Origin of the sequence: Pontibacter kalidii (assembly GCF_026278245.1) — a bacterium.
Lineage (GTDB): Bacteria > Bacteroidota > Bacteroidia > Cytophagales > Hymenobacteraceae > Pontibacter > Pontibacter kalidii.
In genome coordinates this window covers 1,964,812-1,990,739 of the sequence record NZ_CP111079.1, presented here as the reverse complement: position 1 = coordinate 1,990,739, position 25,928 = coordinate 1,964,812, and the positions used below count along the sequence as shown (strand labels likewise).

The 25,928-nt window shown below is 51.8% G+C and carries 21 protein-coding genes, 1 tRNA gene and 1 pseudogene; 10 read left to right on the top strand and 13 right to left on the bottom strand.

Annotated features, from left to right (window positions below; all coding sequences use genetic code 11):
* The first annotated feature begins 3 nt into the window (after window positions 1–3).
* The 5 genes from OH144_RS08515 (at window position 4) to OH144_RS08495 (ending at window position 5,019) form a co-directional block, all read left to right on the top strand.
* On the top strand, window positions 4–588 hold the full coding sequence (locus OH144_RS08515; protein WP_266205873.1) for a hypothetical protein: 585 nt from the start codon (window positions 4–6) through the stop codon (window positions 586–588).
* Between the two features lie 4 nt (window positions 589–592).
* Window positions 593–1,561: an MFS transporter gene (locus OH144_RS08510; protein ID WP_266205872.1), complete on the top strand. Its 969-nt coding sequence runs from the start codon at window positions 593–595 to the stop codon at window positions 1,559–1,561.
* 863 nt (window positions 1,562–2,424) lie between these two features.
* Window positions 2,425–3,324, top strand: coding sequence for a prephenate dehydrogenase (locus OH144_RS08505; RefSeq protein ID WP_266205871.1), 900 nt, complete (start codon window positions 2,425–2,427; stop codon window positions 3,322–3,324).
* Window positions 3,325–3,606: 282 nt separating this feature from the next.
* A complete protein-coding gene (locus OH144_RS08500) occupies window positions 3,607–4,341 on the top strand; it encodes a cupin domain-containing protein (RefSeq protein ID WP_266205870.1) in 735 nt (244 codons plus the stop codon).
* A 171-nt stretch (window positions 4,342–4,512) separates the two neighbouring features.
* Window positions 4,513–5,019 (top strand): DUF488 domain-containing protein, encoded by a 507-nt coding sequence (locus OH144_RS08495; RefSeq protein ID WP_266205869.1) that lies wholly within the window; start codon window positions 4,513–4,515, stop codon window positions 5,017–5,019.
* 392 nt (window positions 5,020–5,411) lie between these two features.
* On the opposite strand, the gene OH144_RS08490 is transcribed toward OH144_RS08495, so the two are convergent.
* Entirely contained in the window at window positions 5,412–5,594 is a 183-nt protein-coding gene (locus tag OH144_RS08490; RefSeq protein ID WP_266205868.1) for a hypothetical protein, read from the bottom strand.
* A 23-nt stretch (window positions 5,595–5,617) separates the two neighbouring features.
* Window positions 5,618–5,989, bottom strand: coding sequence for a hypothetical protein (locus tag OH144_RS08485; protein WP_266205867.1), 372 nt, complete (start codon window positions 5,987–5,989; stop codon window positions 5,618–5,620).
* Between the two features lie 749 nt (window positions 5,990–6,738).
* On the opposite strand from OH144_RS08485, the gene OH144_RS08480 reads away from it, so the two are divergent.
* On the top strand, window positions 6,739–7,095 hold the full coding sequence (locus tag OH144_RS08480; RefSeq protein ID WP_266205866.1) for a hypothetical protein: 357 nt from the start codon (window positions 6,739–6,741) through the stop codon (window positions 7,093–7,095).
* A gap of 244 nt (window positions 7,096–7,339) precedes the next feature.
* Here the strand turns inward: OH144_RS08480 and OH144_RS08475 are convergent, their stop codons facing one another.
* The 5 genes from OH144_RS08475 to OH144_RS08455 form a co-directional block, all read right to left on the bottom strand.
* Window positions 7,340–8,197, bottom strand: coding sequence for an EamA family transporter (locus tag OH144_RS08475; RefSeq protein WP_266205865.1), 858 nt, complete (start codon window positions 8,195–8,197; stop codon window positions 7,340–7,342).
* Window positions 8,198–8,637: 440 nt separating this feature from the next.
* The gene (locus OH144_RS08470; RefSeq protein WP_266205864.1) at window positions 8,638–10,413 is read right to left on the bottom strand and encodes a SulP family inorganic anion transporter; all 1,776 of its coding nucleotides are present in this window, start codon (window positions 10,411–10,413) and stop codon (window positions 8,638–8,640) included.
* A 3-nt stretch (window positions 10,414–10,416) separates the two neighbouring features.
* On the bottom strand, window positions 10,417–12,069 hold the full coding sequence (locus OH144_RS08465; RefSeq protein WP_266205863.1) for a sulfatase-like hydrolase/transferase: 1,653 nt from the start codon (window positions 12,067–12,069) through the stop codon (window positions 10,417–10,419).
* A complete protein-coding gene (locus OH144_RS08460; RefSeq protein ID WP_266205862.1) occupies window positions 12,059–12,931 on the bottom strand; it encodes a bile acid:sodium symporter family protein in 873 nt (290 codons plus the stop codon). The genes OH144_RS08465 and OH144_RS08460 overlap by 11 nt, the downstream gene beginning before the upstream one ends.
* Before the next feature lie 17 nt (window positions 12,932–12,948).
* Complete coding sequence (locus OH144_RS08455) at window positions 12,949–13,929, bottom strand: formylglycine-generating enzyme family protein (protein WP_266205861.1); 981 nt, start codon at window positions 13,927–13,929, stop codon at window positions 12,949–12,951.
* 225 nt (window positions 13,930–14,154) lie between these two features.
* Here OH144_RS08455 and OH144_RS08450 point away from each other — a divergent pair, with 225 nt between their 5' ends.
* From OH144_RS08450 to OH144_RS08435, 4 genes and pseudogenes are all read left to right on the top strand, one after another.
* Entirely contained in the window at window positions 14,155–15,096 is a 942-nt protein-coding gene (locus tag OH144_RS08450; protein WP_266205860.1) for a DUF389 domain-containing protein, read from the top strand.
* Between the two features lie 1,140 nt (window positions 15,097–16,236).
* On the top strand, window positions 16,237–17,727 hold the full coding sequence (locus tag OH144_RS08445; protein WP_266205859.1) for an arylsulfatase: 1,491 nt from the start codon (window positions 16,237–16,239) through the stop codon (window positions 17,725–17,727).
* A 66-nt stretch (window positions 17,728–17,793) separates the two neighbouring features.
* On the top strand, window positions 17,794–18,027 hold the full coding sequence (locus OH144_RS08440; RefSeq protein ID WP_266205858.1) for a hypothetical protein: 234 nt from the start codon (window positions 17,794–17,796) through the stop codon (window positions 18,025–18,027).
* A 215-nt stretch (window positions 18,028–18,242) separates the two neighbouring features.
* A pseudogene (locus tag OH144_RS08435) lies at window positions 18,243–19,370 on the top strand (formylglycine-generating enzyme family protein).
* Window positions 19,371–19,888: 518 nt separating this feature from the next.
* On the opposite strand, the gene OH144_RS08430 reads toward OH144_RS08435, so the two are convergent.
* The 6 genes from OH144_RS08430 to OH144_RS08405 form a co-directional block, all read right to left on the bottom strand.
* Window positions 19,889–19,960 (bottom strand) — tRNA-Glu (locus OH144_RS08430).
* A gap of 111 nt (window positions 19,961–20,071) precedes the next feature.
* A complete protein-coding gene (locus tag OH144_RS08425; RefSeq protein WP_266205857.1) occupies window positions 20,072–20,962 on the bottom strand; it encodes a transglutaminase domain-containing protein in 891 nt (296 codons plus the stop codon).
* A gap of 303 nt (window positions 20,963–21,265) precedes the next feature.
* Window positions 21,266–22,378, bottom strand: a complete 1,113-nt coding sequence (locus OH144_RS08420) for a hypothetical protein (protein WP_266205856.1) — start codon at window positions 22,376–22,378, stop codon at window positions 21,266–21,268.
* 90 nt (window positions 22,379–22,468) lie between these two features.
* Window positions 22,469–23,260, bottom strand: coding sequence for an FRG domain-containing protein (locus OH144_RS08415; RefSeq protein ID WP_266205855.1), 792 nt, complete (start codon window positions 23,258–23,260; stop codon window positions 22,469–22,471).
* A 90-nt stretch (window positions 23,261–23,350) separates the two neighbouring features.
* On the bottom strand, window positions 23,351–24,196 hold the full coding sequence (locus tag OH144_RS08410) for a DUF3298 and DUF4163 domain-containing protein (protein WP_266205854.1): 846 nt from the start codon (window positions 24,194–24,196) through the stop codon (window positions 23,351–23,353).
* A gap of 70 nt (window positions 24,197–24,266) precedes the next feature.
* Window positions 24,267–25,331: a PA0069 family radical SAM protein gene (locus OH144_RS08405; protein ID WP_266205853.1), complete on the bottom strand. Its 1,065-nt coding sequence runs from the start codon at window positions 25,329–25,331 to the stop codon at window positions 24,267–24,269.
* Window positions 25,332–25,928 lie beyond the last annotated feature (597 nt).

Sequence of the window (25,928 nt, the reverse complement as noted above, 5' to 3'; positions counted from 1 at the left end):
TCTATGCATCATCAAGGACCTTTTTCTATACCTGCCATTAACAACGTAGTGCCCGAGAAGTGGAAGCCCTGGCTGCTCATTTTCTTTGTGATCATCTTTCAGTTTTCGGGCGGCATTTACCTGGCGGCGGCCAACGAAATGGTAGGAGGCACGGCCTTACTGCACGAAGACATCCTGATGGCCGGGTATGCCTCCATGATCGGGATGGCATTGACTTTTACGGTGATGCTGCGGCTGAAAATGCGGTTCACGTCCAGGTATACTTTCCTGGTCTGCAGCAGCGCGCTCATTATCTGCAATGTTATCGCCATCTCTACGCACAACCTTCCGGTGCTGGTGGCAACCTGTTTTTTTGCGGGCATCTTCCGGATGTGGGCTACCTTTGAGTGCAACTCCAGCATACAGCTGTGGCTAACGCCCACGCGCGACCTGTCGGTCTTTTTCTGCTACATCTATTTGCTGGTGCAGAGCAGCATCCTGCTTTCCGGTATCTCGGGTATTTACGTGGCGCTGTTTTCGAACTGGCAGTACATCCACCGGGCTGTTGCTGCTGGTGATGCTGGTCACGATCCTGCTATTCAACAATAACCGTATGATGCGACCTTTCCCGCTGTTTGGCATCGACTGGCTGGGTGGTTTGATGTGGGGGTTGATCCTGTTGACCATCAACTTTATCTGCATTTATGGCGAGCACTACGACTGGCTCCAGTCCTTCGAGATCCGGACGGCGGTGGTGATTCTGGCTATACTTTTATTCCTGAATTTCTGGCGGGCTTCCTTTATCAGGCACCCCTTTATCTCGCTCCAGACCTTCAAGTATAAAGCCGTTTACATGACGTTCTTTTTATACATCATGGTGGATATTTTTTTAGCGCCGGCGCACCTGATCGAGCATATCTACCTGGAAGCCGTGCTGCACTACGATGCCGGGCATCTGATCTCGATGAACTGGTTTGGATGGGCCGGGGTGCTTGTGGGAGCCTTTTTTGCCTATTATTTTTTTGCGCTGAAGAAACATTCCTACAAAAGTATGTTCCTGATCGGCTTTTCCGCCCTGGTTTTATACTTACTGCTGATGTATTTCCTGATCGATTACACCACTGTCAGGGAAATGCTGTTCGTGCCTATCTTTTTCAGGAACTTCGGCTATGTGATCATCTCTATCGTGCTGCTGACCAACCTCGTGAAAGTGCCTTTCCAACACTTTTGGCAGGCGTTATCGATACAGGCTTTTGTAAGCGCCGGCTTTGGGGGCGTGCTTGGAACGGCTGTTCTGCACCATTTCCTGAACGTGCTGACAGCGAAGAACTTTATGCTCCTGTCTTCAGGACTAGACAGTGTAAACTATAAGTTGCAGCAGGTGGATATGGGAGCGCTATTCGGACAGTTGCAGGGCCATGTAATGCTAGTGTCATTTAAAGAGCTGTACGGTTACCTGGTGATGGCGGCGTTGGGTTTTTTGTTGCTGTTTATACTTTACAGATACCCGCTTTACCCGAAATTCACGCTATACCCGAAGCGCAGGACTATCCTAAAATTTTTGCGTAAGGAGATTGCCTGATTCAGCAAGGGCTTTAAGCCCTTCAGAAAACCATAGCGTGGAGCGGGCTCTGATGTTCGCTCCATGCTATTTTTGGCCTATACGAACGAAGTCTCCTTTTTTAATAGACTGCTCAGGAAGTATAACGTAGCGCTATGTATCAGCCATTGCTGGTTTTTCATAATTACACCTCATTATACCGCAGGTCTGCGCGAAGCGGTAAAGGTGGTAAGTATAAAAGCCAGTTCATAAATGGCATTATACTCATTCTGATACTTTCGCCAGTTATAAACTGGCTTCATGCGCTGCCACAAGTTACGCTAACGCTAAACTTGCGGCAGGGTCTGTTATAAAGTATAAGGGCTGCCTAAAGTATAAACTTTCCCCTTGAGGGGCCAATTTTACTGTGCAGAAATAAACAGGTGGTGAATTTGATAGTATGGATTATTGTGATACATTGCCTACAGAAATGAGCACTACACACCAGCATACAGCATACGCCAGCTATTATTATCATACCTTATGTCATAAGGGTGGCTGACCTGTGTGCTGAAAAATACATCTTACACAAGCCTCCCGAACGGAGGCTTTTTTTATGCGACATGATGAAGCTGAACCTTACCCTATATTACCCTTTTTACTATTACTACTTCTATTTCAGGAAGGAGAAGGGACATCTATGGTAATCTAAAGCAGGCACATTACCTAGAAAGAGTCCCCAACCGGCGGACTCTTTTTTGTTTAGCAACAGGATTGAAAAAGAGCAGGAAAAGCAGGAACAGAGAACACCTGAGTTAAAGTATAACGGCTTCCTGCGCACTGACTAAGGGTTGTTATAGCATTAAGCTGAATAAATCATTATAGAACATCAAAACAGAAAAGAAATGAAAATCGGAATCGTAGGATTGGGGCTCATTGGAGGCTCCGTGGCATTGGACCTGAGGCAAAGGGGCTTTGCTAGCAGCGTAATAGGCACAGACAGCAATCCGGAGCATGTTCGGGTTGCAAAACAGGCAGGCATCTTACAGGAAGAAGGCAGTTTGTCAGACCTGGCCCGGGGATGTGACCTGATCATCCTGGCCACGCCGGTGGATGTAGCTCCCGCCATTCTTTTAAGTCTTTTAGAACTTGCCAGCGATAAGACAATCATACTGGATGTTGGGTCCACGAAGGAACATATCTGCCAGGCAGTGGAGAAACATCCCCGCCGGAAGCAGTTTGTAGCCTGCCACCCCATTGCAGGTACGGAGAATACCGGCCCCGGCGCGGCGCACCACGGGCTCTTCGATAATAAGGTCAATATCATCTGCAACGCCGCAGACAGCGATGCCCATGCTGTAGAAACAGCAGAAGAGTTGTTTGCCTGCCTAAAGATGGAAACCGTTCATATGGACGCACGTGCGCACGACCGGCACCTCGCCTTCGTCTCGCACCTTTCCCATATTACTTCCTTTGCCTTGGGGCTTACGGTACTGGAGATAGAAAAAGACGAGAAAAGCATCTTTAACCTGGCAGGGAGCGGATTTGCCTCCACCGTAAGGCTTGCAAAGAGCTCGCCGGCCATGTGGGCCCCCATCTTCAGGCAAAACGCCGGCCATGTATCCGAAGCACTCGATGCCTATATTCAACAACTGCTGCGCTTTAAAGAGGCGATCGATCAGGGAATGGTGACGGAAACCTATGATATGATTTCCAGGGCAAACCACGTAAGCCGTGTCCTTAGCGGTATAGAACTGAAAAACAAGCAAAACCCGCCTGTAAAACCTGCGCCTACGGCGGAGTAAGATTCGACTCTCAGACAGTAAGTAAAATCCAGGGCGCGATTCATAAATGCTGTAAAAGTATAGCCCGATCCAAAGGTAATAAGTATAACAGACGATGCTCCTCCAGGCGCCGGGGTGGGTTGTGAAGTGGCATAGGAAAAGTATAAGCGGCAAGCTTACGGCAAGTATAAATCACCGAAAATAACCTTAGGCCAGCGTTTAGCATATACATGGAGTAGAGCGCTACACGTAAGGAGTACTGAGTTATATTATTGCGAATAACAACCACATAATGCAGCACCTATGGACACCATGACCACCGTATCAGAAGTTTTGAGCAAGCTCAAGCAGGAAGGCTATACCGTAGATTTCAACCTGGAAGCTAACTGCCTGGTCTGTAACGGCAACTCCCTTCGGATCTTCCCCCATGAGTTTGTGGTAGACAGGCACTTTCGCTTCGAGGGTATATCGGACCCGGGTGATGAAGCCGTGGTGTATGCCATCTCTTCCACAAAACATAACGTGAAGGGCACGCTGGTGGACGGGTACGGGATCTACAGCGAAGGGGCAACCAGTGAACTGATACAGGCGCTGCAGCAAAAAGCGGCTTCAGGCTCCACAGATACTGCCCTGCCAGTGGAGAAGTCGAATGAGGCCACGCCGCAACGCCCGGAAGGGGATCGCCCGCTGGACGCGCCGCTGGTAGATATGGACCTCACTTCGTTCAGGAGGCAGATTAAGGAGGAGCAGGCCTGGCAGAACAGCGACCGCAATGCTATTACGATCTTCAAGACGAATGGCATGCGCCTCGTGTTAGTTGGCCTGCACCAGGGTGCGGAGATGAAGACCCATACCGCTCCCGGCATCATTACTGTGCAGGTGCTGGAGGGGAGGATTCGGTTTGCGACGGAGCAGCAGACGGTTGAGATAGGAGAGGGCCAGATGCTGGCACTTCATGCGGGCATTCCGCACAGCGTGTTTGCCCTCGAGGAGTCTGTCTTCCTGCTCACGCTCGCTGTCTCTAAACCTGCCCGGTAAAGCCTATGGCCTACGTTTTAGAGGTAATCTAACGCACCTGTATAGTATGAATTCAAAGCCGGTGATCATACTTCGAAGGGCTCGGAGGCAGGCTACACTTGGCACTTCACAAGAGGCTACCCTTTCCTATTTACACCACTAAAAGCAGCCACAGCCGGATAGGTAACAAGAATGACGCAAGCTAAAAACACCATCTGGACCTTTGGCCACTCTACCCGAAGCGCGGAGGAATTTGTGGCGGCGCTGCAATCCTTCCGGATAGAGGTGCTGGTAGATGTGCGTCGGTATCCCGGCTCCAGAAAGTACCCTCACTTCAGTGCAGAGGCGCTGGAAGTATACCTGCCGGAGGCGGGCATCAGGTATGTGCCGGCGGTGGAGTTAGGCGGCCGCAGAAAGCCGAGGCCAGACTCCGCCAATATGGCCTGGAGAAGCGCGTCTTTCCGGGGCTATGCCGACTACTCGGAAACGATGGAGTTCGCGGACGGGATAGCGAAACTGACGGCGCTGGCCAGTCAGCAGCGAGCGGCTTACATGTGCTCCGAGGCGGTGTGGTGGCGGTGCCATCGCGCCATCATCTCAGATTATTTAAAGGAGAGGGGATGGACGGTTCTGCACATCATGAGTGAAGGTGTTGCCAAGGAACATCCCTATACTTCAGCATACCTGGAGACGCATTAAAAACAAGCAGGACTCTGCCGCGTCCTTTGGAATGTGTGAGACGGAAGATGAAGTTGCAGGGCAGAGAGCTTCCTGGCCTACAAGTATGAATTCTACCTATTAGTAGGACTATGGTCATGTAAGTCCCTGGGATGAACGCTTAACTAGCGCAACTTTAGGAATGGGATTGGACTTCTCTTGATTCTGGTTAGCCCTTCTGGTGAAATGGCAGGTGTATATAGATAGCGTGCGATCATTCCTTTTCAAAAGAATGATCGCACGCTGCCAATTACAATTATCTGGTTTATAAATTATGCTGTTCTTCCCGAAGCTACTGGGTAATGATTATAAATCAGCGCACTAGAACGCAATCAGATACACTCTTGTTTTAAAAGCGGGTTATACTTGTTTAGTTAACAGCCTGCTGCAGCCCTGTCGTCCATAAGCTCACGCTCGAAGTATACAAGCTCCTTTTCCAGGGGATGCGCCAGGTTGGTGCAGTAATAGACGCGCTTTACGTAGCGCCTCACCGCCAGCCTAAGGCCAGGGTTAACTTTGGCATACACGATAGATCCCACGGGATATTTATTTTTCATTGCAGAGTTGGAATAAGCGTGCATTAGTTGTTGTCTGCCTTGCGTGTTGCCTTGGCTGCTTTCTTAGCCTGCTTGTCGGCTTCCGCACGGTTCCGTTGTGCCTTTGCTTCCATTCTGTCGGCGCGTTTCGCTTGTTTAGCCGCATAGGCAGCTTCCTTGTCAATGCGTTTCGCTTCCTTTGCATTTGACTTGGCAACCCGGGCATCAGCTTTAGTTTTTTTTCTTAAGTCTGAGGTGTCATCCAGGCGCTGTTTAGCTGCTTTTTCCTGCTCTTTTGCTTCCTGCTTCTCGGTTTTGTTTTCCTGAGTGGCTTGTGTCGTCTGGGCGAAGGTAAAAGTGGAGGCTATAGTCAGCAGTCCGGTAAGCAGCGTGAGTAATAAGGTTCTGGTCTTCATAGTGGCAGGAAAAGGTGTATTCTATTATCCTTCTTAGGTATACGGCTACACAAGCGTGTTAGCTAGAAATGGTTGATAATAAGATGTTTATAATTGAAAAGGGCCTGCCTGCCTGTCCCAAGGCACATCCTGTGGCCGCATTTCTTTCCTATTTGGAGCAGGGTAGGGACATATTCTCCTGCTTTCTGTAATGAACCCGTGGATATCTAAACTAACACTGCTCGTGCTTTGTTATAGGGCTACACAAACCCATAGCCAGCCCAATGACCTAAACCGCCCAGCCAGAGCTGTCTGCCCCCGCTGTTAAACTTCGACCATGAAAAATGACAAATACCTACAGCGACTGTTCAGTTTACCATACACAGCTTTTAGGGGGGAGCACAGCCCAGCGGAATGGAATGAGTTCAAAAGCAATGAGGATCTGGTGCTGATTAAGAGGCGATCACCGCAGAATGACATTTACCGGATCTCCTTCTCTAGCAGCACAGCCAGGCAGTTGCCGAATGACGGGGTTATTTGTGGCAGCTCCATACAACTGCACAGCCAAGAGGGAGGGAGGGTGCCGTTTCTACTCTGCTATATTCGAGAAAGAGGAAGCAGTGGAAAAGCATTACCTGGTCCCTGGTTGCCTCGGTTGTAGTGGGTGAAATAAGAACCACACTGGTGCAGCGCGTGTGGCTGATCACCTTTGAGGACCTGGTTCACCATTACAGCCCCATCATGTATAACTTACCTTAATTTTTCTACCAATGACACAGGAGCAGTTTTATTATTGCCTTAGCAGAGTTTTAGAGCTTAGGGAGAGGATAAAAGCAACTTATGACATCCGCAGAAAGGCGCAGGCTCTGGAGGCTACCCAGGCTGAGGAGCAGCAGGCGGACTTTGATTCGCTGAGGCGCTTTGCTGAGAACAAAGAAAGCGCCGACAGAAACACTGCAGAGTCGCAGGCACTACTTAAAGAACTGGCTGCGCAGGAGGCTAAGATCAGGGCCTTTGTACCTTTGTCACTCTATGGCATCAGGATTGAGGCAACACAGCCGGGACAGCTTCTGCTGCATGTGCAAGTGGATACCGATCAGATACGTATAGAGAAAGCCGAAGGGTAACATGCCTGTCGTATCGGACACCCCTTTCCGGAATTTTCCTCCTGCGAATTTCTTGATACACATACTTCCTTAGCCGTGCCTCCTGCAATTTTAACCTGGCTATGCCTGTAAGCAGCCGCTAATCCTACAGCCTTTTGAGCCTCTTGGTTTCAGTTATACTTGCTGCCCAACAGGATGGGAATCCTCCATCTATAAGGATGGATACTTCCGGAATAATCAGCAAGAGCCGGCCAGGCTCCGTTTATCAGGCCTTCTTGGTAAAATAAGTAGCTCCCGCACTTGCCGTGATCACGCAGAAGACCGAAACCCATTGTGTCAGGCTTAGGTACTCCTCCAGGAAGAGCAAACCAGAGAGTGCGGCAAAGGCTGGGTGCAGGCTCATCAGAATGCCGAAGTGTTTGGGGGAAAGTTGCCGTAAGGCACCCATCTCTAGGGTATACGGAAGGGCACTTGTTAGGAGGGCTACGGCAACCCCTATTAACAGCAGGGGACCATTTACTGCCGCCAGATCACCGCTCAAAGCCCCGAATGGCACGACAAAGGCAGCGGCAAAAAGCATTCCTACAGCTACCGCATCGCCGCCTTTCATAATCCTGGATAGCTTTCCGCCCAACACGATGTAGCCTGCCCACAAGGCTCCCGCCCCTACTGCCAGCGCGGTACCCAGCAGGTCTACATTGTTATTCTGCCAGGGGGCAATCAATACTATTCCCAAACAGGCCAGCAGCACCCAAAGCAGATCAAGCAGCCTTCTGGAGCCCAGCAGCGCTAAGACAAGGGGGCCGGTGAATTCAAGCGTGACGCCCAGGCCAAGCGGTATACGCTTGATGGCAAAGTAGAACACCAAGTTCATGGCTCCCAGGCAGGTGCCGTACGCCAGGCTGTATAGCCATTGCTTCGTGTTTAGCGCACGCAGATTGGGCCGGAAGACGACCAGTAAGATGAGGGCTGCAAAGCAGATCCGCAGCGAGGCCGTGCCACTTGCGCCTAACACAGGGAAAAGGTGCTTGGCAATGGAAGCCCCGCCCTGCACACTAATCATTGCCAACAGGACCGCCGGTATGGCAGGAATGATGAATTTTCTATTTGAAAGATGATGCATTATTTCGGATGTTCTTACTACCACAGAATTCAAGGTGGAGCCCCGCTTGATGAACAGGCACAACAACCTGAGCAACAGGACTAGCCGCTCAAAAGGGAGAAAAGAAGTTTTTGCCAAGAGAGAAACAGCTAGACGTAGCGATTCAGGCTACTGTGCAGGTAAAATAAGGCGCGGAGGAGAGATGTTATAGAGAAGTGGTTTCATGTTTAAAATTATGGCTCAAATATGAGGATGATTTTTGTATAATCCTACGTAAGAGCCCCAAATTAGCCCCTTGCATCAGCAGAAGCTGTTAGTTGCTGAAGGCAAGCCTGGAAGCCTGCGTGTTGTTTTTAGCATAAGGAGCACCAGTAAAATCAAGTGGACCTTGCAAGAGTGCCTAGGTGTGATAAATATAAATTATCTAATGTTTTATTTATGTTTAATCCTGGCGAGGGTAATCACTGCCTGGCAGGTTCCGCTTCGTCCTCTAGGAGCCAGGCTTCCGCATCCACCACCGCATGATGCGTGGAGAGGCCGAGTTCAGGTTTAACCTTAAAAGCTTTCACCGGCCCGTTTATGCGCAGTTTGTGAGAATTTTCCACTTCCCTGTACACCTGATCGCTCACCCCCGTCAGGTACAGCTTGCCGTTTACGTCTTTCAACAAGGAAGAGTAGTCTGCCAGAACAGATACAAGGGTGGCTCCCAAATGTGTTCGGCCTCTAAGGCGCAGAACCACCACGGGGTTTTCGATATCTCCGGGTTTCGGTAGCAAACGCTCAAATGTTTTGGCGCCTGCAAAGAACAGGTTGCCGTACACATTGAGTACCGTTACTTGATTCCCTTTTAACGTCTTCGGTGGCTTGTGTTCCTCTATCTTTCCATCCTCCCGCTTTCTAAGCTCCACCAGCGTTATTTCAGTGGAGGAGCGTGTCACAAACAGGAAAGCGGAAAGGAGCACGCCAATGCCTACCGCAGTTGGGATAGGCAATATCAGTGTCGCCCCAAAGGTAACGCCCCCTGCCAGCAGCGATGGCCATGACTTCCAGCCGGAGTTCCAAGTAGAAACAATGTCGGAAAGCTTGATGCTCCGGATACCAGCCAGTATGAGCATGGCCCCCAGGGAAGGCATGATCGTATGCGCCACTATGCCTAAAAAGACCACAACGATCAAGGTCATCGCCAGGCCAGAAAAAATAACGGACCACCTGGTTTGTGCCCTGGCCAGCACATTAACGGCCGTGGTGCCCAGCGACCCACCTACCGGCAGCCCCTGGAAGAAGCCGCTGGCAATATTGGCCGCCCCCTGCGCTATAAAATCCCGGGAGGTGCTTGGGCTCCCCCCGTTCTTGTTTGGCACGTTCTGGCTTACGCCGGCCCCTTGAATGAGAATGACGATGGCTACCGCCAAGGCCCCGGTGATGATATCAATACTGATAGATGAAAAAGGTGGCACGACAGGGCTGGGGAAGCCGCCGGTAATGTCCCCCACATCCTGCACTACTTTTACACCCTCCAACCCTGCTATGAAAACGATCAGCGACGGGATGGCGATGGCAATCAAGGCAAAGAATTTTTTAAGCGGTGTTTTTTGCAGGATAATGGCGAGCAGAATGGTTGATACAGCCATCGCTGTGGATGGCAAATGCACTTCCGTGATATTTCTAAGCAAATTAAATGTCTGGACAATTTTGTTGCTCCCTTCCGCTTCGTAACCGGTGGCAGTCGGGAGTTGGCTCATGACCAATAGCACCGAAATTCCGGTTAGGAAACCAGTCATGACGGAAAAGGAAACAAACCGGGTTAAACGTCCCATACCTAGCAGCCCCATCACAGCCTGAAAAACCCCAATGAGCACCACCAGCAGAAAAAATACCTGCGACCGCTCTTCCGCTGGCAAGGTGCTCATGGTCTGGCCCGCCATGATGGCCGAAGCGCTCGTAGCGGTTATCATCATCACTTGGGAGCTCGAAAGAAGCCCCCCTACCACGGGCCCTGCTATACAGGCATAAAGCCCATAGATGGGGTTAACACCGGCCAGCAGGCCATTCGCCATGCCATCGGGCAGACTGCTGACGGCGGTAGTCAACCCGGCTATGCCATCCTGCTGGAGTTTGTTGCGTGGCGGTACTTTCCTGGAAGCATTTTGCACCGCATCGCGCAAGGTAGAGAGCCCGGGCAGGTGAAACTCATCGTCTGGCGACGTTGCCTTCTCCTCAGATGTAGCTTCTCGCATGGATTAAGTCTGGTTTTTAGTCTCGTCGTTTGTTGTTTGGGTTCCGAACAGGTTAAGGTCAAAGGGCGCCTGGTCCTCGCCAATCTCCTCCACAATCAGGTGATGGAGCTTTTGAAGCATTCGTTCGACCATTTTCGGATCATGTTTTGGGTGGTCGGGGTGCGCCAGGTTTTCCAGTTCCAGCGGGTCGTTTACCAGGTCGTGCAGGGTTACGTCGCTTTGGGCATAGAGTTCCTCCAGCGTGCTGGGATTTCCGTAATTACTTGGGCTGAACCAGCGCACCAGCTTATACTGTCCGTCCACCACGGTCCGGTAGAAGGTCCGGTTGTTGAAATCAGGCGCACCGTATTTTTCCCCGACAATCCGCATCTGCTCCTGCATGTCTTCTGTTTCGGACAGGCCGGTCAGTTCCTGGAGGGCACCCGATAAGGTCCACTTTTCGTCCAGCATGTGCAGGCCATCCCAACAGTAAAGCGCCCCCTTCCCCGGAATATCCTGGCTGCCACGTGGGCCTTCTGAGGTTGGGTTTAGGATGGCTGATTTCAGGCTGTTGCCTTTCAGGTGCGGGTACCGAGATTTGATTTCCTGTTCCTGGAGTCCGGCGAATTCCAGTAGGGTAGGGGCCAGGTCCAGGTGCGATCCTACAGCGGAAGTGCGTGCACCTTTCGGGCCATCCGGCACGCAAAACGTCAGGTTGACAATGGCCGCTTCATCGTAATGAATGCCTCCCTTCTGGCTCATCTTATGCGCGCCGTTCATTTCGCCGTGGTCGCTAGTAAAAATGACGATCGTATCTTTCCAGAGGTCGAGTCTGTCCAGGGTTTCAATAATCTTACTGAATTCATAGTCCACCAGCCGCATGGCATTGATGAGGTAGTTCCGTCTTTTGCGCCAGAGTTCCGGCCGGTTCTCGGGTACTTTCCCATAGTTTTTGTCTATAAAGTCTTTGTAATGCTGCACTCCGAATGGCTGGTATTTCAAATCATCCTCGAAGTTTTCGGGCAGCTCAACCGGCCATTCCTTCTCAAACCAGCTCAAGCGCTGTGCAGGCGTTTTCATGCCGGCTATAGCGCCATTCGGAACGGGCTCTTCAATCGGGTCGCTCTGGTAAAACATGATGTCGTGCGGATTGATGAGGTTGCAGAGCAGGAGCCAGGGCTGGTCCAGTTGAGGGGATTTGTGTTCCAGCCAATCGACGGTTTCGAATACGGCCGTGCCATCCACCTTAGCCCCTTCCAGGGGACTGCCGAACATATCCCCCCATTGCTGGAAGTCCGAGAAGCCATAGCGCTCCAGTGCATCCTCGCCGAGTGGGACTTCCGAGAGGTGCCACTTCCCCTTGAAGGCGGTATAGTAGCCCTGTTCCCGCATCATATGCCCGATGGTGGGAAAATCATGGCTTAACTCGTGTATCCAGGCGAAGTTGGTATTGTCCCAGAGGCCTGTATTCTTGGCATGTACGCCCGTCCACATCGTTGCCCGCGAGGGCGTGCAGATGGGTACGGTACAGTATTGCCTTTCGAAGGTAACGCCTTGTGACTCCAGTCTTTCCATGGCCGGGAAGGTGACCCCTTCGGGTAACTGCATGTGCGTCTGCCACTGATCCATGCACAGAATCAGGATATTCTTTTTGCTAATACCTTGTTTATTTTCCATAGCTGATGTTGAGTTTGGTGATTTCTTCTTGTTTTCTTTTTCCGTGCCACCAGGCAAACGGGAACAGGATGAGCATGCTGATGAGCGACAGGATGATGACCATGACAAGGGGGCCTCTGGTCTCAAAACTGAGGGTGGCGACTACGGTGGCTGCCGCAATGTTTCGTTGGGCTGTTGCAAAGCCAATCAGTTCACGCGCATCGGAAAACCATCCGATCAGGTATCCGATCACATAGCAACCGACCACAAAAACGATTGCTGCCAGAATCGCCCCGGTCCCGAATAAGGATAATACTGTTCCGAAGTAGAGCAGCAGGGTTGCCAAAAACAGCAGGACTAGGGTTATAGTGGAGAGCTTCGCCGCCCAGGGCTGTAACTGCTTCGCCCAATCCGGTAAGCTCCGCTTAAGCAGCAGGCCAGCCGCCAGCGGCAGGAGCATTGTCAGGAGAAGCGGCACCATGATGCTCCGGGTACTTACCTCCGCTTCAGGTATAGCCAGAGGCACCACCAGCGGCATGAAAATCACCGTGGCGGGCAAAAGTAGTATCAGGCAGGAGGCCGCCAACGCTACATCTACCTTTGCCATGGTGGCTAATTTTATCAGGAAAGGTGCCCCTGCCCCACAAGCTACCAAAACCAATCCGGCTTCCAGCGTTGGGTGCAGGGAGAAAACTTTTATGATGAGGATTGTCAGGGCCGGAACCAGCATGAAGTTGGCTGCTAGCATCAGTATAACGCCTTTTTTGTTTTGGAGGGGTTCGATGATTTCATGAAGGGTATAGGCCAACCCGGCAGAAAGCATGCTGAGGACCGAGAATAGCGGCACAATGATGTTGAGAAACGTTGGCAGAAAATCCTCCATGCTGATTAAGGTTAGTATTATAGTTTGCCTGAAGATGTGTCGGGCTTTCTGACGATACAGCGGAAGCCGATGTGGCTGGCGGAGGATTCAATTGCCTCGCCCTGGCGGGCTGCCGGTCGGTAGCGCTGGCAATAGTTGGGGGCACACAAGTAGGAGCCTCCTTTCAGTACTTTTTGTGGGATACTGCCGCCCGGCCGGTCTTGGGCAAAGCTCGCTTCGGCTGCACTAACCTTAGGATTCCGAGGTACACAACAGGCTTTGGCTGCGTTTTCCGAGTGCCTTGGCCGGAAGAAGTCATCGGTCCATTCCCATACATTACCCGCCATGTCGTACAGGCCATACCCGTTTGCCGGAAAAGCGCCTACCGGAGAGGTGCCTTCGTAGCCATCAGATTTCAGGTTCTGCCAGGGAAACGCTCCCTGCCAGGTATTAGCGAGCCGCCGCCCGTCCGGGGCAAATTCGTTTCCCCAGGTATAGATAGCCCCCTCCAAACCTCCGCGGGCGGCAAATTCCCATTCGGCCTCCGTCGGCAGACTTTTTCCCGCCCATGCGCAATAGGCTACTGCATCCTCGAACGTGACATGGACCACCGGATGGTCTTCCCGGTCCTCCAGGTTGCTGTCCGGGCCTTCCGGGTTTTTCCAGCAGGCGCCGGGCACATAGGTCCACCAGGAAAGGTGGTCTCTCAAACTAACCCTATGGGTCGGTTTTCGGAAGACCAAAGAGCCCGGCACCAGCAAGGCCGGGTCAACCTCGGGATAATCTGCAGGGTTCGGGAAACGTTCTGCCACGGTCTGATACCCAGTTGCTTTTACAAAAACGCTGAATTCGCTATTCGTCACCGGGTACTTATCTATCCAGAAGCCATCTACCGCCACCCGGTGCACCGGCCTTTCCTCTGGATAGAAGTCGTTGGAGCCCATCTCAAACGTTCCTCCGGGGATCCAGGCCATCTGTTCAAGGGCCGGTTTTTCGTTTGTTACCAGTAGTTTCAGCATACTTTGTCGGGATAGAGTGTTTTTAGGTAAACGTACAGGTGTGCGACGAGTTGAAAGAACCACAGCCTGAATATGAATTTTGGGAAACTTCTGCTAACAGGAGACCCGAAGGCTAGAGGGCTGAGGCTGGCGGCATGACAACTCTTTGTGCTCAGTATAGTATACTTTCATACTTTTCTACAAATAGGATATTCCGTAGGCATAACACAGAAAAGATAGAACTACATGCGCTTAGTTACCATCAAGGCCCCCTCCGGGCAAGGAAAGGAGATAGCTGAGATAGCCTTTGCTGCCGGAATTGCGCACGTGTCCATCCGACAGGCACGCAAGTATAACTCGGACCACAGGGAAACAGACCTGGACGTGGTGGAGGTAGAAACTGCCACACCTAAGGCCAAGCGGTTCCTGGAGAGCCTGATGGATTCCGCTATCTATGACCCTGACACTTTTACGTTCACGGTGCGGCACCCGGAGTCTCTATTCGGGGAGGAGCCGCCGAAGGAGGAGACCTTTCCGATAGTAAGGCCTACTACTGACGTATATGAAGAGCTCTGGCAGTTTACGCGTGTCACCAAAAGTCTTATAGGGAGAGTTTTCCTTTCTGCGGTTTTACTTGCCTATGGGATGGTGGAGGACATGCTTCCGCTCATTATCGCCGGCCTCCTGTTTTTGCCATACCATCATCACATGCTCGGGATAGGCCTGGGGGCGACGCTCCGGGAGTGGCGCTTTCTCCGGCAGGGGATTCTGGCACTGTTGGTTACTACGATCCTGATAGTGGCAGCGGGAGCCTGTGTGGCGCTCTTTACGAAGCCTCCTATCGGGTTTGAAGAATTTGGAACACCTTTATCCGGAGTTGTGCTTGCCTTTGTCATTGGTATTGCCGCCGCTTTGGGCGCCATGGACGACGCAGGGCGCAGGGAGCTTATTGGCCTGGCTGCCACGGCCCACATTTCAGTCTTTCCGGCTTGGTTCGGGCTCAAGCTTGTCTTTGGGTTTGATATGGGGGATAAGTGGGTGGAGCATTTATTAACCTTTGGCCTTAATGTCACCTCCCTAACTTTGGCCGCCTATGTTACTTTTATAGTCTTAGGGATGAAAGGAAACGCTATCCGCCGCTTTGTCAGCAGGAAAACGGGTGTAGCGAAACAGCGTCAGCACTCATAGCAGCACTACAGGTGTAGCGCTATAGGCAAAAGCTCCCGAGCCGAAAGCAGGCTACCCGCCCCGCCCGAAATTTAAGATCAACCACCCAAACCCAACGTATAAAATTAGGTTGAAGTAGGTCTGCTTGATTTCTGAAGCCTGTAAGTAGGAATAGACCAGTAGATAAGCCAGGCCTGCCTTGAGTGAACTGGCTTAACCATTAGCCGATAAAATAAAGAACCCGCTCCTGCTTTATCTGAAGCGGGTTTTGGCTAGTTCGAAGGAGCAGAACTATCGAACTTTCTCCACATTGAGCTAAAAACCGTAGTATACTTTTTAGAAGAAGGGGTGATTTGGGATAGAGTTCTCTGCTGAATGGGTGTCTCGACAAAGTATAAATATAGAAGTGTAGTGCAGACGACCATTGATGTAGTTCATCACAAACAAACTTTGCATCTTGCTGATGTTGGGTATGGCCTGAAGACTGGGCACACTCTTTCCACTTTATAACTCTAGTCGCGATTAACCCAACCCTCCCCCTCCTAGGAGGGGAATTTTGAACAAAACACGTGATACCCCTCTTAGGAGGAGTAGGGGGCTTAAGACTTTCAGTTCTTTTATTGATCGAAACTTGGGCTTTATATTGATATTTAGGCGCACTGCTATTATAAGGCTGAGGCCGGTTATCAATATTGCACAAGATGGCCATGTCTACGGCTGCAGCTTCCTCTTGATAGGTTATCACGCCACTTTTCGCTAACTGAACTCTTCTTAATGTATAACTTTATCAATCCTAACAAAGTCATCATAGGTGAATATTCATCCTGTCAAAGTGCCAGGGCTTTGTCTGCTATGGCTGTATAACCGCATCTTTTTTTTGATCTGGATGATCGTTGCGACTTTTAGACCGTAAATAAATATCTGTCACGCACGTTGAAAGACGTTTTTTGTAACTGATCTGTCTGTTTCCATAAGTTGCTTCAGGCAGTGAATAACACATGTTCTTCAGCGGTATCTTCCTTGTAAAGATGAAGCCGTAATGTAGAAATTATTCCTCTTCGCTACCCCAGAAAGCAAGTTGTCCTCAGTTGCGCTTGATGGACATTTTGTTTCGTGTCATGTTGCCGAGCCGAGCAGTCGATAAAACAAACCGGAACAGGAATGAAAAATGCATACCTTCTGCTTTACCTGTTTTGTATAGGATTTCTCTTCACTACTAGTTCCTGTGGAAACAGTAAAAATGAAGACGAGAACGAAGCCAAAACAAATACCAATACATCTGCTAACCAGAACAGGCCAAACATTCTTTTTATTGTGATAGACGACCTGGGCTACTCGGACCTGTCGCCCTTCGGCGGGGAGATTCGAACTCCTAACATCCAGCGCCTGGCCGATAACGGGTTGATTGTGCAGCATTGCTATACCACACCGCTCTGCGCTCCCTCCCGGGCCATGTTTATGTCCGGTATGGACAACCACATCAGCGGCATTGGCACCATGTCTCCTTATCAGGCGTCTAGCCAATACATGCAGCCCGGTTATGAGGGGTATCTTAACGACAGGGTTATGACCCTGCCCGAAACGTTGCGGGAAAACGGCTACCATACCTACATGAGTGGCAAGTGGCACCTGGGGTTCGAAGATGGCAGGCGGCCTTTTGAGGAAGGCTTTGAGCGCAGTTTCTCCTTTCTGGGCGGGGGGACGAGCCACTTCAGCAATATTTTCGCCTTAGGTCCTGCCGAAAAAATACATACCGTGTACTACGATGACAGCGTGGTGGTGGAAGAACTGCCAGATGATTTTTACTCTTCAGACTACTATGCCGACAGAATGATCCAGTACATCACCGAGCAGCAGGACGATGCGCCTTTCTTCGGCTACCTGGCTTTCACGGCGCCCCACGACCCGCTGCATGTGCCAACTGAATGGCAGGACAAGTACAAGGGCGTATACGACAAGGGGTACGACCACATCCGCAAGGTAAGGATGGACAACATGAAAAAGCTGGGCCTGATTGCCAAAGATCTTCCGATGAACCCGGGTTCAGGTGAATTTAAAAAGTGGAATGAGCTTTCAGCGCATGAGAAAAAGGTGGAAGCTCGTAGGATGGAACTTTATGCTGCCTTGATTGAAATAATGGACCTGAACATTGGCCGCGTGCTGGAGGCCCTGCAAAAAGAGGGCAAACTGGATAATACGCTCGTCATCCTTATCGGTGATAACGGCTCCAACCCCAAAGACCCTTCTTTCTATGGGAAGGACCTGGATCCGTTCGATAACAGCTTGGAGAACATGGGCAATCCGGACTCCTTTGTGTCACTGGAAGGAGCGTGGGCAGAGGTGGCCGCTACGCCTTATTCTTATTTCAAAACCACCACGGGCGAGGGAGGTGTCCGGGTACCATTCATTATCTCCGGATCAGGCGTTACCCTGAAAGGGGTGGATGCCACGAACAAAATTTTAGGCACCGACATTATGCCTACGCTGCTCGATATCACCGGGATTAAGCGGCCGGATACTTTCAAAAACAACAAGCTAGCCCCCATGACCGGAACTTCTTTTAATGAGATGTTAAGCAACAAAGGAAGTATCGTGCGGGATGAGAAAACCGGCTTTGGAATTGAAAGCCTGGAGAACAAGGCCTACCTCTAGGGCGACTGGAAAATCCGTTTCCTGATGCCGCCTTTCGGGGAAGGAAGAAACTGGCAACTGTTTAACTTGAAGGAGGACCCCAGAGAGCAACGTGACCTTGCCAAGCAAGAACCGGAAAAGTTCCATGAAATGCTAAGCGGCTGGATGAGATACACCGAGGCAGTGGGCTATATCCCTTTTCACGGGGGCAGAGCCTATGAAGTGCTGGGGCCAGAGAATTTCTTTGAATCAGAACTGGACTCCACGAATAGGGCTCTGCTGGGAAAAGCTGCCCTGGAAATGGTGCGTGGTGGGGAGTAGGATTCAAGATCCTCTGTAAGTTGCAGCGCCTGTTTTCAACGCCGCTTTAGCTTGCCAGGAAATATAGAGCCTGTGCAACTACCAGGCTACCAAAGTATAATTCACTGCCTTTCAGGAGCAGGTTCAAACCGGCTGTGCCGGACTGCTATGGGATAAGGTGCTGCAGCAACAGGGCAAATTGCAAAGAGCTCACTATATAAAAAAATAACCATCACATGTTAACCTCTGCAATACCGGCTTCGCTCTTTTTATACAGTGTGCTCTGCCTTGCTGTCTCCTGCCAACAGGAAAACGCGCAGGAAGAAAAGGTTGCTGTGGTGGACGGGGAACCGGCTTCGTGCCACGAAAGCCTGCCATCCCGGTTTGCAGGCCCCGGCCCGATAGCCCCTGTAAAGGTCGGTGAAGTATCGCACGAAGGCATGGTGTGGATCAAGGGGGGAGCGTTCCGCATGGGTGCTGCCGATACAGAAGGAAATCAGGACGAATATCCTTTGCATCCGGTGGAAGTGGATGGCTTTTGGATGGACGCCACCGAGGTGACCAATGCCCAGTTTGCCAGGTTTGTGCAGGAGACAGGCTATGTGACCACTGCGGAAAGAGCGCCGGATTGGGAGGAGTTAAAGCAGCAGCTACCACCCGGCACGCCCAAGCCTCCTGACAGTGTCCTGGTAGCAGCCTCGCTTGTGTTCACACCACCCGCGCATGGGGTAGCGCTACAGGATGCACGGCAATGGTGGTCCTGGAAGAAAGGAGCCAGTTGGCGGCACCCGCAGGGGCCGGGCAGCAGCCTGGAGGGCAAAGGGCACCGTCCTGTGGTGCATGTGTCGTGGGACGATGCTGTGGCGTATGCTGCCTGGGCCGGGAAGCGGCTGCCCACTGAGGCCGAATGGGAGTTCGCCGCACGGGGAGGAGCCGATGACCAGCCATACCCTTGGGGAGCAGAGCCGTTAGAGACAGGAAAGCCGAAAGCCAATACCTGGCAGGGGCAGTTCCCTAACCAGAACAACGGCTGGGACAAGTATACCGGCGTAGCTCCGGTCAGTTCGTTTGCCCCGAACACCTACGGGTTATACGACATGGCAGGCAATGTATGGGAGTGGTGTGCTGACTGGTATGACGGAGCCTACTACAGCAGCCTGGAAGGATAAGTAGCCCCTAACCCGAAGGGGCCAGCTCGTAGCCATGACCCGGCAGAGCCTACTGTACCAAAGAAGGTGATGCGGGGCGGCTCTTTTATGTGTAATGCTTCCTACTGCAGGGGGTATAGGGTATCGGCACGGATGAAATCTTCTCCTGATTCCGGGTTGGAGAATACCGGCTTCCGGTGCGTTACTTCCCGGTAAGCAGGAAGGGGTGCCATAAAGATACGACACGCTGGCTTTCCGCATGTTTGTTAAATGGACTTAATACCTTAAGAAAGGGCCAATGCGAACTTCCTGGGTGCTACTCGTTAGAGCCCACACGAAATACCTAAGAGTTAATCTTGGTTGTAAAAGGTGGGTTAAAGTATGAATCCTGCCTCATCGGGGGAAATTAATTGTTTTAAGGAGTAGTAGTGTTACCCTAGGTGTACATACAATTGCCTCTTCTGTCAGTTACCGGTTCCAGCTCCTTCAAGTATAAATAAATTAATATCGACTAAGCTCTTTTCTTCAAGGCAACTATTAACTTTCAATGTAATGGAGTGCCTTCAGTTAAACGTGTAGGTATGCTGCGCGTTGACACGCATTTGGGGAAGCGCTAAGCCCGCCAAAACAAAGGGCCATGAACTGTTAGAATTAATCAATTTAACCGGTTGATAAATTCTAGTCGGTGAAGCCCATAAAAAAAGGCCTCCAGTATTAACTGGAGGCCTTTCGTGTAGCCCGTAGGGGAATCGAACCCCTGTTACCAGAATGAAAATCTGGCGTCCTAACCCCTAGACGAACGGGCCTTTCTGTCTGATTGTGGTGCAAATATAGCGGGTGTTTTTTGTTCCGCAATAGGGCAGCTGTAAAAAAGTTGTTCTCCGGGATAAAACCGCTGGCTTACAGCACAATATTTTTTATTTCTCAAAAGAGATCACGCTGTATAGCTCAGGCTCTAGGAACGGACCGCCCGGATGCTCGGCTGTATAATCGAAGTTGATCCAAAGGTCTTCCCCGGTTTCGTGGAAATGGATCTTACCGTCGGCCACCTCATCCGGGAAGAGCGTGCGCACGGCATAGCTTATTTTATCCAGATCATCCACGTGGCCCATCTTTACCTCGGTATACATGTGGTTTTGAGTAATAACGATACGGGCCTCCCCGCCAATAGCCATCACAGACGAAGCCATCAGGATAGAGTAGTCATCGCAGTCGCCAGCCAGTAGTTGCATGCTTTCGGTTGGCGGTGAGTAGTAATCCATGCCGAGCGGGTCGTTCACGTAGCGCCAGTTCTGACGGATATGTTTGAAAAGCGAGAAATAGCGTGTCATCTTCCCGAATTTGCGATAATACTCGTCATGGAAGTAACGGGTAGAGTTCTCCACTGCAAAGGCCCTCACCTTCGGGTGCGTTGGCTGCATCGAACTTTTCACCCGCTGATTCTGGAAGTAGGTGCCGCGCACCGGCTTGAAGTAGGATACTTTGTGCGGGTTGCTCGTCATGTTCACCAGCATGGCGTTGTAATCATCGTAGATGCCCTCAAAGGTCTGGGCCTTAAAGGTGCTGTTGAACGCGAACATACCAAGTATTCCAATGAACATCAGCACGATGAGCTTACGGCTATACTTTGTAACCAGCACAGAAACCGCAGCAGCCACCATCAGGCAGAGCATAAAGTGCAGTTCGTAATTCATGGTGCCAAAGGGTTCGATGTAGAAGCTGAGCAGCACGGCCATCGGAAACACAATGATGATCTGAATGAACCGCACTACAAAGTTCAGAAGGTTGCGGTGTAGGAAGTGCGTCATGTTTATCCTTTTTAAAGGTTGGGTGCTTCGGGAAAAGAGTAGTTTAGTAGGATTACACTTTATACTCTCTACTGACCTAACGCAAATTCCAGGCCTTTTACTCCCTCCGAAGCTTAAATTTTTGCCTTTTTTTCGCGGTCTCTTTCCCTGTATCTGAAATATACTTTAATTTGATATTAAAGCATCTGCTAATCAGTGATTTATACTTTATTGGTATCCCGCTATGCTTTACTATAGGCAAAGATAGCCAGCTGCTTTTTTATAAAATATGACCAATATCATGTGCTTGGGATATTGCCAGTGCTACTGGTACTGAATGTACATCGGGCTAGGCTCAAGCGTAATGATTTCCTCCGGGGCCATCATACGCGGACTGTCACGCAGGTCGTTTTTGTAGAAAAGTTTAAAGCCCGTGAACTGCACCGGCTCTTTGACGATGAAACGGCGGTAGGTGTCTTTTTTAAGGGCAGGGGAGCCCCAGCCATCCATATGCATGACCACCTGCGTTTCAGGCCTTAGAGCGATGTTCTCATAGTTGGTGATCATGCGCTGCGTAAAGCGGTGCACAATAAGCAGTTTAGGGGGGATCTGGTGGGCTTTAACAAGGCCGGCCAGGTAGCCGGTGGCATAGTTGATGTCCGCTGCATCGAAGGTGCCAATGCTGCGACCGGGCACGTTGCCGTTCTTCATCGAGAACTCCGCATCAATGCCCAGGTGCACGTTAGGCAGCCGCAGGTATTTCTCTAGTTGCGGCAACTCTTCCTGCAGGGTGCTGTGTCCTACCTGCACATCCAGAAAAACAATGGCATCGCGCTGTCGGGCCAGCTCCAGCACATCGTCTATCATCTTGTGCTTCATGCGCAGCCTGTACTTTCCGCCGGCGCTCGGGTGCCCCTGCGCGGTTACCACGATCACATGCAGGGCGGGCTGCACCGGTGTCAGCGAGTCGGCTTTGGTCCAGTTGGCTACCTCCTCATCCAGCTTAGCCAGCATTTCCTCTGGCGGAAGTTCGCCCAAGATACCCATGCGCGTGGAGAGCAGGTTGCCGTAGAAGGCGATGATACGCTTGCCGGGAAGTATGGCGCCGGGCAGTGGCCGCGGGCCGGGATAGTTCCACTCGGCGGGTTCCACCGGGGTAGGCGCAGCGGGGGGCGGTGTTACTGCCAGGGGTGTAACCGGTGTAGTGGCAACTGAGCCGTTCACTGCGGCTAGCGGTGCGGCTAGCGGTGCGGCAGGCTGTGCAGCGGCGCTAATCTCCTGCTCTTGCAGGCAGGAGGTGTTCAGGAGCAGTGCGCAAAGGACGGCGGCCCCGGAAGTATAACGATTAAAAGGTGAAGTGGTAAGAATTTTGTCAGGTCTTCGGGATTCAGCAGGACGTGAGAAGGGGTTCACACGCATCTTTCGGCACAGATTCATCAACTCGTGTATTAAAAGTGTAAGCGTGCCTTAAGTTATACATTTCCTGTGTACTTATACTTCCCTGGGTTACAAATTTTAGTTAAAAGATCAGGAGTGGGTATAATGGCGCTTCAGCCATTGGCTCAGCCCCGAGAGGCCCGGCATGAGTACGCGCTCCGTGATGTTGGCCTGGTCCAGTTTATCCCGCACTTCCCACTTCAGTTCCTTGGGGATGATGACGCGGAAGTATAAATCGGGGTGCTGTTGAAGCCAGCGGCTGAGTTCGGCCTTCACATCCGACATCATTGAGAACAGCGCGTACTGGTGCACGATGCGGGCGTCGAGGGAGGGCGGCTCCAGGAACACCACGTAATCCTCATCCTGAAAGCTTTTGAGGGCTTTGAACGAGGGCGCCGCAGGCTCCAGCATCTCTGGGGTAAACACGTTGGAGCCTTCTTCCTTGAGCGTGTTGCGGAGGGTGGGCGGCAGGTGTTCGCTCGACTTTACATAATTCATACACCACACGCACCCGTCCTGGTCGTAGTGGTCGAGGTTGGCGGTGGCGAAGTGCAGGGCCACGTAGGGGGAGTAAGTCCAGTCGAGGAGGCGGGTGGGCAAACCGTGGTGCTGGGCCACCGCCAGCCAGTTCCAGATAGAGTCGCCGGGGGCGGAGTTGCTGTAGGCATACTTGCGGAAGTTGCGCAGCAGGTGCGGCTCCAGTTCCTCATACTTTGGCCCGATGCGCATGATGCTCGTGCGCAGGTCGAAGGACTTGCTCCAGGCGCCCCGGTACACAAAAGAGGAGCGGAAGCGGTTGATCGTATCGTCCCAGGTGTGGTCGAAGAGGGCCGCCTGAAGCTCAGCCCAGCTGTTTACTATAATGTCTTGTCCGTGTTGCATAGGCTGTAGCGGATGATTTTTTGCTCGTTTTTCATACTGTGCAGGCGGCTGTAGGTTGCAGCGGCGGCGGTGTTCGGTGCACTGCCATACTTATCTTGGCTTATACTTGTCTCGCAGCAGGTCGCCCAGTTGCTGGTACGTCAGCAGCAAATCAGTAGGCCCAAAAGCATAAGGACCAATCTCATAGGCGTTGTAATATAGCCTCAGACCCTGTGGGGTTAATCCGGCCTGCTGTGGCAGCGGAAGCGCATCTCCCTCAATAAATAATCCTGCCTCTGCAAAAGGTTTATCGCCCACGGTGCTGCGTGCGCGCCTGAACTCTTTTTCTACCAAGCGTTGTAATTGCGCCGTGTCAGCCACCATATCAGCTATACGCAGTTGCCTGCCCTCGCTATCGAAGCTTTGCAGGCCAAGGAAGGAATTGGGGTGCGCCCCTCCGGCGTAAGTATAGCTTGTCATGGCCAGGGTGGTAACCGTGGGTGCCTGGTAAACAGGGGCCATCTCCACCTGCAGCTCCCAGGCAGCGGAAGCCGGTATCTCCTGCATCTCGATGATAAAATCTTCCTGCTGCTTTACGAATGCGGCTGCTACTCTTTCGGCCGCGTTGGCGTTTGTTGCCGTGGTGTCCGCCTCGGGGTTCATATCCAGTTGCAGGCTTAGGATGCGCCTTTGGATGAAACGGTTTATACTTTGCCTGAGTGTTTCGGGGCCGCCCATTGCCTCTACATAGGTGATGGTGGCCTCGGCGCAGGCACTGGGGCCCTGGCCACAATAGCTGGATTTGCGGGTCACGGTTTGGGAGCGGAAGGAGAGCGGGTGTTTCCCGGGCTGCTCCTGCGTTGTGGTCGCCGCCTCCTCGCTGTGGCCGGATTGGCAGCCGGAAAGTGAAAGTATGGCGGTGGCAAGTGCGACCGTATAAATCGTATGTTTGAGCATAGGATGGCGGTAAAGTACTTTATCAGCTATGGAAATATAGTAATTTCCCTCCAATTGATGCCTGGTCTGCTTAAAACAAACCCAGCTGCTTTCCCTTCCGCTGGCAAAAGTGGTCATAGTTGTAGGGTTTCATACTTCGCCCGGCCATGTACTTCTGCCTACTTACCCGGAAGAGCCTGCTGATGAGTTCCGCAAACTTTCCCTCTCCGCGCATGCGCACCCCGAAGCGGCTGTCGTTCAGCTGGCCGCCGTGGCTGTCAGCGATCTGGCTAAGCACCTTCTGCGCCTTGTCCGGAAACGCTTGCTGAATCCAATCCTCGAAAATTGGCCCGATACTGCCGTTAAGCCGCACCAAGGTATAAGCCGCATTACTTGCGCCGGCCTCTGCGGCTGCCTTCACCAGTGCCGGAATCTCAGAGTCGTTCAGGCCGGGGATGATGGGGGCGGTCATCACGTTTACAGGGATGCCCGTGGAGCTTAACCGCCGCACGACCTCCAGCCGCTTGGCCGCCGAGGCGGTGCGCGGCTCCAGCTTCTGCCGCAGCTTCTCGTCCAGAGTGGTGATGCTGATGCTCACATGCACCAGGTCATACTTGTTTAGCTCCTGCAGCAGGTCCAGGTCACGCAGTATAAGGGCATTTTTGGTGATGATGCTGACCGGGTGTCGGTATTGCAGCAGTACTTCTAAAATGCGGCGGGTGAGTTGCTTTTTGGCCTCTATGGGCTGGTAGCAGTCGGTGTTGCCAGCCAGCATGATGGGCATTATCTGCCAGTTGGGGCTCTCCAGTTGCCGGGCCAGTACCTCCGGGGCATTTTCCTTGATGATGATCTTGCGCTCAAAGTCGAGGCCGGCACCGTAGCCCCAGTACTGGTGCGAGTTGCGCGCGTAGCAGTACACGCAGCCGTGCTCACAGCCCTGGTAAGGGTTCAGCGAGTAGCCGAGCCCCACATCCGGACTCTCCACCTTATTGACCACTTTTTTAGGGAACTCGGGCAGGAACTCCGTTTTAGAATTGCCCAGCATCGGCTCGTCCAGTCCCTCCACGTGCTCGGCCACGTACTCCTGCCTCAGGTAGGGGTTGTTGGGGTTGTATTGGGCGCCGCGGCCTTTCAGGAAATCTTCTGCCTTTATCATCGCTTACAAATATGTGCTAATATAATTAGAAATACTAATCATATTAGCTTTTGGTTGTTTGAAAGTACGACCATGATAATAAACACATCTGATTGACCTCCTCAGTTATACTTGCGCTGCCGGATCCAAGCACCCCTAGCTCTTAGCGCTACGCTCGCTATCTTCGAATTCGCGTTCTCGGAGTTCAAGGAGGGGAGTCTGTATTTGCTGCTGCTGAAGTATAAGTTTCGTTGCTGCTGGTATTCATGACTTGCTCCCCAAAGTATAAACCCACCCCAGCCCCTCCGAGGAGGGGATTTCTCCTCTCCCCAGCCCTCTCCTAAAAACAGGAGAGGGAGTTTATACTTGCTCCTTTTCCTGTCATCTTGAGCAGGGCGAGAGATCTATCCGGAATTCTAAAGAGATCTCTCCCGTTGGTCGAGATGACAAAAAGCCGGTGTTATCGAATCTGTTTCCAGTCCTTGGGTTGAGCGCCTTCTATTGATGCGGTGCTGAGCTTGCTCAGCAGCCCGGAGCGCCAGCGAGGAGCAGCTTCAATAGACAGCGCGATGCCAAAGGACGAGCCCTCTCGGGCTGGAGAGCACCAAAGTCGGAGGT